A 12,590-nucleotide genomic window follows, 5' to 3' on the forward strand; every position below is an offset into this window, starting at 1 on the left:
GGTGGTATTCGGGTCTGGGTCAGGAGCGCGACGGAGACAGCAGACCTGCGAATCCCAATCGGCGGACGAAATCGGCGCGGGTCTCGTACGCGATGTCATTGACGCGCTCCACACCGGCGTGAGCGTCGTCGATCACGGTTCGGAAGGGCTTCTCACCGAACGGCAGGCCGAGCACCCGCACGATTTCCTCGGCGACCCCGGCAGCGCCCATCAGCGGGTGCTTGAGCAGTCCGGCGGTGGCGTGCTCGTTGCGTTCGACCAAGGGGTCGAGCGCGGAATAGGCGGCCGTCACATCCTGATCGCTGGCGCGGCCGGCGTTCGGGAAGTGCTCGGTGCCCTCGGTGATCGCACCCGGCATCACGATCACGGTCTCGATGCCGAAGGCGTTGGCTTCGTACGCGGTCACCACGGCCAGCGCGTCCATAGCGGCCTTGGAGACCACGTACGGGCCGAGGAACGGCGGGGTGGTGACCGGGATGGTGCTCCCGACGTACATGAGCACACCGGCCCGCCGCTGCCGAAAGTACGGCAGGACTGCGCGGTTCACCCGGTGCGCGCCGACGGCGTTGACATCGATCAGGCGCATCACGTCCTGGTCGGTGAACGCCTCGACGTAGCCCACGTTCAGGTGCCCGGCGTTATTGATCACCACGTCCAGCGTGCCGTGCTGATCAGCGACGGTCCGCACGGCCGTGTCAGCCGACTCCTGCGAAGTCACGTCCAGCTCGATCACATGGAGATCGACACCTTTGCGCTCCGCCTGCTCTCGCATGGCCGTGGCGCGGTCGGCGTTGCGGCGGGCGACGTCACGCATGCTGGCGTAAACGGTGTGCCCCGCCCCCGCGAGTTGCAGAGCAGCGAGATTGCCGATCCCGGTGCCGGCTCCGGTCACAAGGATGACGGACATTGTGGTACCTCCGATGGTATCGTAGATAACGTTCCTCTGGTTAAGACGCTACCATAAGGGCGATAACATGCAAGCATTAGCAGCGATACCATCTGGGGAGTCGACGCCCGCTGCGGCTGGTTGGCGGAGGTCATGGGGCACGCCCATGACGGGCCGCGGAGCCGTGGCGTGAGCGGCAAACGGACGCAGTACAGTGCGACCATGCCCGCCAAGGCCACCCGTGACCGCATCATCGAGGCTGCAGCGACGCTGCTCTCTGAGGGTGGGCGCGATGCCATCTCCACGCGTGCGGTCTGCGCAGCAGCGAGCGTTCAGGCACCAGCGATCTACCGGCTCTTCGGCGACATGCAGGGCCTGCTCGACGCCACCGGCAGCTACGGCCTTGCCTCATATCTGGCCAAGAAGCAGCAACTCGACGACAGCGAAGACCCCGTCGAGGATCTCCGCGCCGGCTGGGACCTGCACGTTGAATTCGGCCTCGCCCAGCCCTCGTTCTACACCCTCATCTTCGGCGAGGCACGCCCCGGTCACGAAACATCGGCCGCCCGGCAGGCAGCCGATTTGCTCGCCTACAGGGTGAAACGCATCGCCCAGGCCGGTCGCCTACGAGTCACCGAGGAACGTGCCGCCCAGCTCGTCCACTCCACCGGCAAGGGTGTGACGCTCACCCTCATCGCAACACCACCCGAAAACCGCGACCTCAATCTGTCCACCATGGCCCGGGAGTCCGTGCTGGCCACGATAACCAACGACACCATCACCGTGGCCGCCTCTGCCAGGCTGCAAAATGCGGCCGTCTCGCTGCACGCCTCCCTCGACGAAGCCACTGTGCTCACCGCGGCAGAACGCGCGCTCCTAGGCGAATGGCTGCACCGGATCAACCAAGGCTGACCCACCCGGGTATGCCGAGATCGCCCGGATGCGTTTGTGGGAATTGGCGCTGCTGCACCGCAGCCATCCCCGAGATGAGGAAGGGGTACGGCAGGATCGTCAACGTCACCAGCCACATGGGCACGTTTGACGAAATGGGAACCGGCAGCGTCTCCTACCGCGTGTCGAAAGCTGGGTTAACGCCCTGACCTGCATCCTCGCAGCTGAACTCAAGGACGACGGCATCTTGGTGAACGCGGCGTCTCCGGGAAAGGTCGACACCCGCCTGGCCTACGGGAAGGCGAAGTCCACGCCTGATGAAGCTGCGGGCACCTTCGTATGGCTCGCGACGCTGCCCTCAGACGGCCCGTCCGGAGGGCTCTTCTACCAGCGACGACCACTCGCCTGGTAGCGGCATCACCGGACAGTCTGCGTGGCACCGAGCTACCTCTGCGTGATCAACAGATGACGTGAACGAGATCGGGCCTGCGGGGGCGGTAGCGCGGTAGGAGATCAATTTGGAAGAGCGCGCTCAACGGGCCGTGATGTCCGAAACGCCTGTCGGGCGGCGGCAGAGCCCCATGCCGCTCGTGCCCGCTCGTGCCCGCTCATGACCGCTGCGCGCCACGGTTACTGGCCCGTGGATGGCCCGCGTCGGTACGAGCGGGTTACCTGCCCATCGGATAACTTGCCCTATGCCCGTCATCGATCTGAGTGCGCCGGCCCGCCCTCCGTCGCCTCGCAGGACGACAAACCCGTGGCTCGTGGCGGCGCTGGCAGCCTTGGGGCTCGTGTGCCTCAGCGGGGAGCCGGTGAACCCGCCGCAGCTTGCCCCTGAGGTGCAGTGCGAGTCATGGCAGGAATCCATTGCGGGTGAGGTGGGTCCGGCCACCGCTCCGGTAGGAGGTGCCTCACCAGGGGCAACCGCGGATGTGCGCGTGGTGGCCGTTGTGGATGGTCAAACCGGATGTGTCGTTTCTGTGCACCGGTGGCGTGAACCGGAGTTGCATTTCCAGTCCGGGGATCACGGCCTGGTCGCCATCGTCAAGATGGACGGCGAACGCGAACGGAGGCGCTGGACGGTGCGGGTGTGGGGCGAGCCGCTGGGCGGGGAACTCGTGGAATGGGGCGGTGACGACCTGGACGCTGGGCTGTCGCGGGTGATGGCCATGCTTCGGGAGCGGGTTCCGGGACTGCTCGACTGAGCGATGGCCTCGGCGTCGCTGCCCCTGCCTGAAGCCCATCTCCGCCGTGAGTCCGCACATCGTGGAACGGGCATGCTCCCCGGGACCGCGCATGCAGCTTCTGGAGCGCGTCCTGCCGATACGAACCACATAGGGTCGTTGGCATGGATCGTGATGCAGAGCTCGTTGCGGCCGTCCGTGCGGCCAATCCGGCGGCCGTGGCGAAAGCGCTCGCGGACGGCGCCGACCCCGACTCCGCCGCCAGCCGCTTCACCGTGACCGTGCTGTCCGAGGCGGCGAGTACGGGGCGGCTAGAGATCGCCCAATTGCTGGTGAACGCGGGGGCGTCGCTGCGGGCGAGGAGGCCGCAGTACCAGTCGCCGCTGCGGTCGGCGGTGAGCAATGGTCACCTCGACGTCGTCCGGCTACTCGTCGATCGTGGCGCCCTCAAGGCCGAGGGCACCGACCGTGGCAGCCTTCTCGCCACCGCGATCGCCGCCACCCGACACCGACCCCAGGCCGCAGCGTTGGAGGTTTTGCGCTACCTGCTGGAACTAGGTGCCGAGGCCGCGCCTGGCGAGGAGAGCCCGATCGTCCAGGCCGTGCTGGGATCGGCCGCACCTGCCACGATCCGCATGCTACTTGGCCATGGCGCTGATCCGAGCTCGCGGCGCTCCGACGGCACCCCAGCGCTCATCCTCGCCGCTCGGCGCGGTGACCACGCCGCCGTTGACGTGCTGCTCACCGCAGGCGCTGATCCGAACGCGGTCGATGGCTACGGGCACACCGCGCTGATGCACGCCATCGAACGGAACGAGCGGGCCGTGAGCACCGCGCTGCTGCTGGCCGGCGCTGACCATGCGGGCGCGCTCGAGATCGCACAGGGCTGGCAGCGGCAGAACGTTCAGTTCCAACTCGGCGAGATGAGCGTTGGCCTGGACGACGTACCGATCACACGTACGGCCGTGCGGCTGCATCCCACCGGGTACGAGCTGCGCGGCGATCCGGCAGAGTTCCGCCGCTGGGGGCAGCTCATCGCGTGCGCGGCGGAGGAATTGGGCGATGACGAGTGGGAAACGCGGACCGGCACCCCGTACGCGCTGGCCCAGACCGTCGCCTACAGGTTCGTCGACGATCCGGCCAAGTCGCCCACAGCGTCATGGCACCGCATCGAGCTGACCAGGGCAGAGCTGGCCACGGTACGGCAGGCATTCGTGGAGCTCGCCTACGCGGTCCGCGCCACGCTGCCGGACGGCCTCGGACAGGAGTACGTCCATGACGCGCTCGACGAACTCAATGCCCAGTTGCCCTGACTTGCGTCCGGCAGTGTGCTCGCAGCCCATATTGATTCTTGGGCGGATGACGGGATTCGAACCCGCATTGCCAGCTTAGACACTGTCGATGTCCGGCAGCCATCGGCATGACGGCGTGGTCTCGGCGGTCACTCGTGGCCTCGGCTGCCCCCTGCTGTCCTGCCCGTCCGAATGGCACGCTAAGGGCACGCCGGCACTGCACGCGAATCCGAGTCGTAGAGCGGGATCTCCTCGTCGGGCAGTCTCCGACGTCCAGGCTCCCGGGACGGGGCCAAGGTCGCCCCGGGAGATCCACATTGGCCCAGTCCCGAGAGCCTGGTAGCCCTTGTGGTGCCCGGCGAGGTGATGCTCGGCGGCATCTCTGAGGAGGATCGGGGTTCGGGACGAACGCCAAAGGTTTCAAGGTCTTGTCGTTTGTCAGCGTGGCCGGCTGGCCCGGCCGATGCCGGCCGGAGGTCGGCAGCAGGCCGGGGCCGGGCCGGCGCGGCCCGCTTGCGGGCCGCCTTGACGCAGGTAGCGACTGATTCGGCGGGTGTGCCCTGTGAACGCTCAAGACTTGACCGTCGGTCAAGCAGCGCTAGGCACGCTTCAACTTGGCTGATCTTGGTCCCCAGAACGGCGAAAGGGCCGACCCGATTTCCGGATCAGCCCTCTGACCTGCCGAAACTCTGTCGGGACGGCCGGATTCGAACCGACGACCCCTTGACCCCCAGGACGATTTGGTAAGCGTTCCCGCACGTCACACACGCTATCCCCAAGATCAGGCCGTGCGGTCGATGTCGTGCCGCGCACCATCGCGCACGACGTGTGGTCCCCACCTGGTCCCCGAACGCTGACGCACTGGGCTACCCCAGGACGCGGTTTGGTAAGTGCGGCCACGGCTGGAGGTCGCACGGGAACGAGCTACCGGCCGGATCGGTGTCTTCCAGGTGTTTCGCCCCCGCCATACCTTCGCGGTCGATACATTCCCAGGGTGGACACACCGCTGCGGGAGCCAACCTTTTGGATTCTCACCGCTCTCGCCGGCCCGCCACTGCACGGCTACGGGATCATCAGAGAGGTCGCGACCCTGTCCGGGGGCCGGCTGTCAATGCGGCCAGGCACGTTGTACGGCGCGCTTGACCGGTTGGTGGACGCGGACCTCATCGAGGCCGACCGAGAGGAGGTAGTTGACGGCCGCCTGCGCCGCTACTACCGCCTCTCCCTCACCGGTAATGCCACCCTCGCTGATGAGACCGAGCGCCTGCGGCGCAACGTGGAGGCGGCGACCGCCCGCTTGGGCAACTCGACGCCCGCCGCCCGGCCCGCCGCCCCGCGCGCCTTGGGAGGACTGGCATGAGGGACTTGGAGCGCCGCTATCAGAAATTGCTCTGGGCCTACCCCGCCGGCTACCGCCAGGCACGAGGCGCCGAGATCGTTTGCACATATCTCGACCTGGCCGGACCCGACCGCCGCTGGCCGTCGATCCTAGACGTGACGGACGTGCTGGCTGGGGGTGTCCGTGAGCGCCTACGCGCTGCCGGCGCTGCCGACCTCCTACCCGGCGTACGCCTCGCTGCTGTTCTCAGCTTCCTCACCGCGACCGCTCTCGCTGGCTTCTGGGCCGCCGCCGAGGTGGTCACCACTTCGGATACGTGGGGCGCACCATCCTTCGGGCCCTTCGCTACCACCGGCATCGTCGTGTGGGCCTGTTGGTTGCTGGCGGCCGTCGTTCATGTCGTTGCCCCGGCCCGGGTGCACGTTGCCATCGGCCTGGCACTGTCTATCACCGCTGCCGTGGTGCCCGTCGCCGCCCTGTTCGATCTGCCCCGCCCATACTTGTTCGTTCTGGTTCCCCAGGCATCGCTGGGTATCTTGGCACTGGCAATTCGGCCCTATACGGCGCGACGCCATCGCCTCATGCCTTTGGCGACTGCTTCGGCGGCAGCCCTCATCGCAGTCGGAGTCCTGTCCGGGAGAAGCACCTGGTTCTATCGGTTCAGTTATGGAGCCGCATTCCTTCCGGAAGCCAGCGCCGCTCTCTTGCTGACGGCGATGCTCACCGCGGCGGTGCTGTCGCTGCGCGGTGACGCCCGAGGGCTTTGGGCCCTTCTTGTCCTGTTCACCCCGGTCGGACTACTCGCCCTCTACCCTCTGACCGAGAACATCGCCCCCGCCGTCGGTGCCGGCTATGCCGACTTCCGCGTTATCACCGCGACAGCCGCCATCATTTTCCTGCTTGGCGGAACCACCCTGGCTGTGGCGCTCACAATCCGAGTACGTTCCAGCGCGGCGGCCAACACTCCGGCCTTACCCGTGCACGAGCCGTGCCCAAACTGCGGCAAATAGCGTCAACGAATAATGGCTATTGGGACATCCAGTGCACCGAGCGGCGACCGTAGTAGCGGATCCCTGAGGATCGGGGATCGGGGATCGGGGCGACCCCGCATACGGGCCACCTGGACGCGGGTGGCGAAGTGTTTGGCAGGCAAGAGATCAGCCGTGGACCTTGACCAACGGTCAAGGAGCGCTACCGGACAGCGCACTTGACCGGCGTGGTCCCCAGGAAGCCAGAAAGGCCGGCCCGATGTTTCGGACCAGCCCTCTGACCTGCTGTTTCACCTTGTCGGGACGGCCGGATTCGAACCGACGACCCCTTGACCCCCAGTAGTCCGGTGGCCCAGCGGCATGCTCACGCACATCTGTCCAGGTCGCCGACAGTGTAAACCAGCCGAGTAAAGGGGTTGACGCAGCACTCCCCCACCACTACGCCGATTTCGGCCTGCGGATGTTCGGTAACGGCTGGCACACCTGGCGCCGCCCCAAAATGCGGACCATGTCAATCTGATCAAGCAGCGCGAGGACTGGTGCCTGCTGGCTCCCAGCCTGCTGTCAGATCAGAATAGCGTCGGGCTCCGTTGACCCCGTCGACCCGCCTTCATGCTCCACCGTAATGGTGCTTGACCCCACGGGCACGTCTGCGCCTGGCGCGTCTGGTCGTGGACGAGGGCTGGTCGGTCGCCCAGGCAGCGCGGCGTTATGACGTGTCGTGGCGGACCGCGAAACGCTGGACAGATCGCTACCGCGAACAGGGCGCTGACGGACCCGAAGCTGCACGTGCTGCGGCTGACCCCCTGGCGCGTCCAGGTCATCCGCGGCACCGATCTGCACAGCCGCATCTGGTGGGCGCCCGACGCCGGCTGACAGTCGAGAGGACACGCCGCCGGTCGTACCGACTCGTAGGACGGGCGGCGTGCCGGCCGTGACAGGTGTCGTAGGCCCGCAGAGACTCATTGCTACGCCGGTTCGAGCGCCAAGGTTCCGCGGGTTGCATCCGTGGGCAGGCCTGCGAGCACATCGGCGCGACCGCCCGGGCGGCTCGCCGCACTGCCCGGGTCGCCGAGTGCGACCGGCTGCTGGCCGCCATCGACGCCGACCTCGGTGCCGTTGGACGGCGACCGCGCCTCCGTCGAGGCGCTACTCGCGGCGTTGGACGCGGCCGCCGCGCAGCTGCCGGCGCCCGCGCCGGCCGAGCTGAAACGCGAGGCGTTGGGCCGCGAAGGCACCCTGACCCGCGTCGTCCGGACCGCCGTTCGGGGACGTGGTTCGGGTCCTGGACGCGTTGCCCCCGGGCCGACGAGCCGATGCTGGTCTTCGCCGATCGGGTGCTGGACGACACGAAGGCTTCCGGCGCCTGAGTGCCCACCTGGTCAGAACCACTGCCGTACGACGACCCCGCCCCCACCGCTGTTGTCGCCCAGGTTGTTGTCGTTGAAGGTGAAGACCAGCTGCGGTACCGGGTCGCCGTTGCTGGAGAACAGCATGCAGTCGCTGTCGGTGCCGACCGGGAACCAGGAGCTGGACCCGTGGGTCCGGCTGGTCTTCTTCACCCACATCGAGCCCGTGGTGACGCGGGCTATGAGCGCATACCGGGGTGCACCGGGCGCCGGCCACCCGCCGGTGGCGGGAGCGGCCGGTAGCTCGCCGGCGATGCTCTTGGTGGTGCCCCACAGGTCGATCTGGACGCTGCCCTGCGCTCTCACCCGGAAGGCGTCCCCGTGAATGATGCTGATGGGCGACGACCACGTCGTCTGCCGGCTTCCCGGCGCGAGCCAGGCGGCGGGGTCCTGGTGCTGCGGAGTGGTCGAGTCGTAGCAGCCGTCCAGCGCGGTGTCGGCCGCCGCCGGACCGGCCGGCAGCAGCACGACCGTGAGAGTGAGGGTGAACGCGATGACGGTCGAGATGATCTTCCTGGCCTTCATGGCGGCTCCTGTCGGAGAACCCGCCAACGGCAGCCGCCGGCGGTAGCGCCAGTGTGTCCCATCCCGACAAGCAATCCGTGACCTGTCCGAGGCAGGTCCCCGTTCCGCAGGAGTACGACCCGGGCCTCCCGCCTGAGCCTCCCCACCGGTTCGCCTGAGTCGAACGTGGGTTCACTCGGACTAGGGTGCAGCCATGACCTGGCCGGCTAGCGACCCGCCACTCATCGGCCGCGACAAGGAACTGGCCGCGGCGGTGGCCGCGCTGCGGGTCGCCGGGTCTCCGGGCGCGCTGCTCGCCGGGCCGACCGGGGTGGGCAAGACCCGTCTGGCCCACGAAGCGGCCGACCGGATACGAGGTGTCCGGGTCCTGCCCGTGCGCTGGCCGGTCGCCGGGTCCGGTCTGACACTCGCCGGGCTCACCGGGCTGCTCCCGTCTGTCGACAGCCGGCCTGTCAACCTGGACCCCGTGCAAATCGGCCTGCTCGGCCTCCGTCGACTCGCCGAGCAGGGCCCGACGATCCTGTTCGTCGACGACGCCCACCGGCTCGACGAGACATCGCTCGCCGTACTTCACCAGGCCGTCGTCGAGGGACTGCTCACGCTGCTCGCCACGGCGCGTACCGACGAGCCGGTCCGGGATGCGCTGACCGCGCTGTGGAAAGACGCCGGCGTCGTCCGGATCGACCTCGCCGCGCTCGGTCCGCAGGCGTCCGACACCCTGCTGGTTGCCGCTCTGGACGGTCCGGTGGAGGGTCGTACGCTGCGTCGCCTGCGCGACGCCGCCAGCGGGAATCCACTCTTCCTGCGCGAACTGGTCGCCTCGGCGCTCGAATCCGGCCTCCTCGATCGCCTGGGCGGCCTCTGGCAGCTCACCGGTCCGATGACAGCGGTCCCCCGGCTGGCCGAGCTGCTACGGGGTCGGCTCGCTGACACCGGGACGGGGGAAAGAGATGCACTGGAACTGCTTGCCGCAGGCGAACCCGTCCCCCTGCCGGTGGCGTGCGCCATCACAGGTGAGGAGGTGCTGGAAGCGCTGGAGCGCCGGGGGCTGATCGCTGTGGACCTCGGGGATCAACCGGTGGTCCGGCTCCGCCATCCGCTCTACGGCGAGCTGCTCCGGGCCGACACCCCGGCTCTGGGCCGCCGGCGACACGTCCGCCGACTCGCCGACGCTTTGGGTGCCGGGGGCCCACCGGGCCCCGGGAACCTCATCCAGATCGCGCTGTGGTGGCTGGACGGCGGTGGCCCCGTCAACCCCGTACTCATGTTGGCCGCCGCCGAGCGGGCCGCGTTGACCCGGGAGTACGCCCTGGCTCAGCGATTCGCGCACCGTGCCTGGTCTGCCGGGGGCGGCATCCTGGCCGGGCTGGCCTCGGTCCGCGCACTGGCCCACCTGGGACGGGCGGACGAAGCCGTGGCGCTCTGTGTCGAGCTGAGCGAGCAGGTCGCCCTCGACGGGACGGAGGAGGACCGCTGCCAGGTGGCGATCCAGCACGCCGAGATCCTCGTGCACGCCGCCGACGATGTGCACGCCGCACGTACCATGCTCGAACTCGCGGCGGGACGGGCGGGAGCCGGGACGGGGCAACCCCGCTCCGACAAACCGGTTGGACCGGGAGCGCCTGGCCCCTGGCGCGACGGGCTCGACGCCTACGGTCTCTACCTGCGGTCGTACCAGCTCGACTGCACGGTGATCGATACGGCCCTGGCAACCCTGCGCCGGGCCGGTCCGGTCTCGTTCCGGCTCGCCGCCGGCTGCGCCGCCGGGTGCGCGCTGCTGCTCGCCGGTCGGATCGCCGAGGCGGAGGCGTTGATCCTGGAGACGCTGCCGCTGGCCCGGCACCACGTCGGATCAAGCCAGATGCAAAGCAGTGGAATCTCCCCGTTCCTCGCACTGGTGCGCTGCTACCGTCCCGACCCCGGGTCAGCGCTCGAACTCGCCCGGGCGGGGTACGAGACCAGCCTGCATCCGCCCGATCCGGTCAGCCAGGCGCTGCACGCTCTTGTGCTGGCCCAGGTCTCGCTGGTCAGGGGCCAGCCCCGCACGGCTCTGCGCTGGGCACAGGAGTCCCGCCTGGTGGCCGGCGACATCGGCCTGCGCCCGGTATGCCGCTGGGCCTCGGCGGTCCGCGTGCAGGCCTGCGTCCAGCTCGGGTGGGAGGTGGACGATGCCCTCACCGATCTGGATCGGTACGCGAGCGGCCCGGCTTCGGTCCGGCTGTTCGACATGGAGGTTGCCCGCGCCCGCGCATGGCACGGCGCGGCCCACGGGGACGGCGGAGCTGGAATCGTCGTACTCGCCGACGCCGTCGCCGAGCATGCCCGGCTCGGTGCGGTCGGCGCCGCCACCATTGGTGCGCTCGACCTGGTCCGGCTCGGCGCTGCCGGGACAGCGGCCCGGCTGCTCGACCGCCACCCACCCGCTCCCGGATGGGCGCTCGGCACGGCCGTCGTCCGGTACGCCACCGCAGCCGTCGCCGGCGACGCCGAGAGCCTGCTCGACGTCGCCGACCGGTTCGGCCGGTACGACATGCCCCTGCACGCCGCCGAGGCGGCCAGCCTCGCAGGTTCCCGGTGGCCGGCCGGCGACGAGCCCGGCGGGGTGCCGAGGGCGCAGCTGGTCATCGACATCCACCTGGCCCGCATCGCCGAACCGGTCAACTCCCCGGCGCTGAGGCCACGCACGGCGGTGGGCCGACTGACCGCCCGAGAACAGCAGATCGTGCTGGCTGCGGCGGCCGGCGAACGGACCAGGTCGATCGCGCAGCGGTTACACCTGTCGGAGCGCACCGTGGAGAACCACCTGAACCGGGCATACCGCAAGCTGGGCGTCGCCGGACGGGCGGAGCTGCGGGGTGCCCTCTCCACCGGCAACCTGAATCCGAATTGAGTACTCCGGCACTCATGCGTCCGGGTCGCGGCCGTGCTGCGCTTGAGCGTCTCGAACAGGCTCTCGTCCTTCCGGAAGGCACATCAGCATGCGCACACCCGTTCTCCTCCGTCGGCTGCTCGGCACCGCCGTCGGTTCACTCCTCCTGGTCGGTGGTCTCGTCCTCGCCGCCACCGCCCCGGCCAGCGCGGACCCGCCGGAGATCCGCTTCGAGAACCTGTGCGGCGCGGTCGCCTTCGACTGGGACACCGGCACCATCGGCGGTGACGAGACGTGGGCGACCACCGTGCTGCGCGACGGTGTGGTCATCGACGAGTTCGAGATGCGGGAGCGGGGCGGTCAGAAGTACGGCGCACGGAACGGTGCCGTGTTCGAGATCCGGCGTGAAGGGCTGCCCACCCGCGACTACCTGCACCGGTCACCGGACGACTGCGTGGATCCGCCACAGCTCACCGTCGCCGCTGCCAGTGAGTGTTCCTCGCTGCTCGTCACGTTCGGCAACCTCGGGACCACCCCGATCACCGGGATCCAACTGCTGATCGAGGGCGTCGGAGGCCGGGACGTCGCACCCGTCGGGACCGGCAGCCGCAACGTACACTTCCGGCTCGCCGACGGTGCCCGGTTCTATGTGGTCACCCCGCTGGGCAGCGGCTTCGCGTACTGGTTCTCCGGCATCTACGACAAGCCGGAGCGGTGCACCCCGGACGAGGTCGAGGTGCTGTTCACCGACGCGTGCGAAGGGGTCAGGGTCGACCTGACGAGCACGGCCGGCGGGGTGTTCCGGGTGGAGGTGCTCGCCGGAAGCAGCGTCGCCGGGACCGCGGTACTCGCCGCCGGTGGTGACGCCCGCGTCGACGTGACGGCCACGCCCGGGACCGCCGTGCTGGTCCGCGACGCGGTGGGCGGCAGCGAACTGGGCCGGCACACCGTCGGCGAACCGGTCTGCGGTACGCCGACGCCGACCTCGGACGGGACGACGCCGGCGCCGGCGCCCGATGGATCGTCCGCTGCCCCGCCCGCGCCCGGTGGCGGTGGCGGATTGCCGGTCACCGGAGCCTCGACCACCCTGTTCTCCCTGGCCGGTTCGTTGCTGGTGAGCACCGGGGTGGTGCTGTTCCTCCTGGCCCGGCGTCGTCGGCTGCGTTTCAGCGCAGGCGCCGACCGAGCCTGAGCAGAGCACCCTCG

General features: G+C 69.1%; 10 protein-coding genes and 1 pseudogene. 9 read left to right on the top strand and 2 right to left on the bottom strand.

Annotated elements, in window-relative coordinates; translation table 11 throughout:
- Positions 1-19: 19 nt before the first annotated feature.
- The gene (locus tag F4558_RS14505) at positions 20-892 is read right to left on the bottom strand and encodes an SDR family NAD(P)-dependent oxidoreductase (RefSeq protein WP_209273300.1); all 873 of its coding nucleotides are present in this window, start codon (positions 890-892) and stop codon (positions 20-22) included.
- Between the two features lie 216 nt (positions 893-1,108).
- On the opposite strand from F4558_RS14505, the gene F4558_RS14510 reads away from it, so the two are divergent.
- The 7 genes and pseudogenes from F4558_RS14510 to F4558_RS14535 all read left to right on the top strand — a co-directional run bounded on the left by F4558_RS14510 (position 1,109) and on the right by F4558_RS14535 (position 7,519).
- Positions 1,109-1,798 carry a TetR/AcrR family transcriptional regulator gene (locus tag F4558_RS14510; protein ID WP_053658530.1) on the top strand — a complete coding sequence of 230 codons (690 nt, stop codon included), beginning with the start codon at positions 1,109-1,111 and terminating at the stop codon, positions 1,796-1,798.
- Positions 1,799-1,836: 38 nt separating this feature from the next.
- Positions 1,837-2,189: pseudogene (locus F4558_RS32180) on the top strand (SDR family oxidoreductase); the annotation flags it as partial.
- A gap of 568 nt (positions 2,190-2,757) precedes the next feature.
- Entirely contained in the window at positions 2,758-2,982 is a 225-nt protein-coding gene (locus F4558_RS14515; RefSeq protein WP_053658513.1) for a hypothetical protein, read from the top strand.
- A gap of 143 nt (positions 2,983-3,125) precedes the next feature.
- Positions 3,126-4,274: an ankyrin repeat domain-containing protein gene (locus tag F4558_RS14520; protein ID WP_167944667.1), complete on the top strand. Its 1,149-nt coding sequence runs from the start codon at positions 3,126-3,128 to the stop codon at positions 4,272-4,274.
- Between the two features lie 973 nt (positions 4,275-5,247).
- Positions 5,248-5,613 carry a PadR family transcriptional regulator gene (locus F4558_RS14525; protein ID WP_053658517.1) on the top strand — a complete coding sequence of 122 codons (366 nt, stop codon included), beginning with the start codon at positions 5,248-5,250 and terminating at the stop codon, positions 5,611-5,613.
- The gene (locus F4558_RS14530; RefSeq protein WP_053658519.1) at positions 5,610-6,602 is read left to right on the top strand and encodes a hypothetical protein; all 993 of its coding nucleotides are present in this window, start codon (positions 5,610-5,612) and stop codon (positions 6,600-6,602) included. The genes F4558_RS14525 and F4558_RS14530 overlap by 4 nt, the downstream gene beginning before the upstream one ends.
- 611 nt (positions 6,603-7,213) lie before the next feature.
- Positions 7,214-7,519, top strand: a complete 306-nt coding sequence (locus F4558_RS14535; protein WP_245241328.1) for a helix-turn-helix domain-containing protein — start codon at positions 7,214-7,216, stop codon at positions 7,517-7,519.
- Positions 7,520-7,963: 444 nt separating this feature from the next.
- On the opposite strand, the gene F4558_RS14540 is transcribed toward F4558_RS14535, so the two are convergent.
- Positions 7,964-8,515, bottom strand: a complete 552-nt coding sequence (locus tag F4558_RS14540; RefSeq protein ID WP_167944671.1) for a hypothetical protein — start codon at positions 8,513-8,515, stop codon at positions 7,964-7,966.
- Positions 8,516-8,708: 193 nt separating this feature from the next.
- On the opposite strand from F4558_RS14540, the gene F4558_RS14545 reads away from it, so the two are divergent.
- Together F4558_RS14545 and F4558_RS14550 are read left to right on the top strand one after the other, a co-directional pair.
- Positions 8,709-11,405, top strand: coding sequence for a LuxR C-terminal-related transcriptional regulator (locus F4558_RS14545; protein WP_167944672.1), 2,697 nt, complete (start codon positions 8,709-8,711; stop codon positions 11,403-11,405).
- Between the two features lie 88 nt (positions 11,406-11,493).
- Positions 11,494-12,576: an LPXTG cell wall anchor domain-containing protein gene (locus tag F4558_RS14550; RefSeq protein ID WP_167944674.1), complete on the top strand. Its 1,083-nt coding sequence runs from the start codon at positions 11,494-11,496 to the stop codon at positions 12,574-12,576.
- The last annotated feature ends 14 nt before the right edge of the window (positions 12,577-12,590 follow it).

Origin of the sequence: Micromonospora profundi, from assembly GCF_011927785.1 — a bacterium.
Taxonomy (GTDB): Bacteria; Actinomycetota; Actinomycetes; order Mycobacteriales; family Micromonosporaceae; genus Micromonospora; species Micromonospora profundi.

Coding starts and splice junctions, on each gene's coding strand:
- F4558_RS14510 (WP_053658530.1), top strand. CDS start 1,109: ATGCCCGCCAAGGCCACCCGTGACCGCATCATCGAGGCTGCAGCGACG.
- F4558_RS14520 (WP_167944667.1), top strand. CDS start 3,126: ATGGATCGTGATGCAGAGCTCGTTGCGGCCGTCCGTGCGGCCAATCCG.
- F4558_RS14530 (WP_053658519.1), top strand. CDS start 5,610: ATGAGGGACTTGGAGCGCCGCTATCAGAAATTGCTCTGGGCCTACCCC.
- F4558_RS14540 (WP_167944671.1), bottom strand. CDS start 8,515: ATGAAGGCCAGGAAGATCATCTCGACCGTCATCGCGTTCACCCTCACT.
- F4558_RS14545 (WP_167944672.1), top strand. CDS start 8,709: ATGACCTGGCCGGCTAGCGACCCGCCACTCATCGGCCGCGACAAGGAA.
- F4558_RS14550 (WP_167944674.1), top strand. CDS start 11,494: ATGCGCACACCCGTTCTCCTCCGTCGGCTGCTCGGCACCGCCGTCGGT.